Origin of the sequence: Cupriavidus sp. SIMBA_020 (assembly GCF_046535395.1) — a bacterium.
Classification (GTDB): Bacteria; Pseudomonadota; Gammaproteobacteria; order Burkholderiales; family Burkholderiaceae; genus Cupriavidus; species Cupriavidus campinensis.
Window position 1 is genome coordinate 1 of record NZ_JAWRWU010000279.1, and the last position, 313, is coordinate 313.

1 protein-coding gene is annotated in these 313 nt (G+C 64.5%); it reads left to right on the forward strand.

The features are described 5' to 3' along the window. Positions 1-313 (forward strand): ABC transporter permease (locus SB751_RS29195; protein WP_410748931.1); only part of this gene is annotated, 313 nt, incomplete at both ends.

Genomic DNA, 313 nt, shown 5'->3' on the forward strand with positions numbered 1-313 from the left:
AAGATGGACCTGCGCCTGCCGGAAGCCGCCTACGACCTGGGCGCCAAGCCGTGGCAGGCGTTCTGGCAGATCACCGTGCCGCTGTCGCGGCAGGGCGTCATCGCCGGCGCCATGCTGGTGTTCATCCCGGCGGTCGGCGAATACGTCATTCCCGAAATGCTGGGCGGCGCCAACACGCTGATGATGGGCCGCGTCATGTGGAACGAGTTCTTCAACAATACCGACTGGCCGATGGCCTCTGCGGTGACCTGCGTGATGGTGCTGCTGTTGCTGGTGCCGCTGGCGCTGTTCCAGTACAACCAGGTCAAGCAGC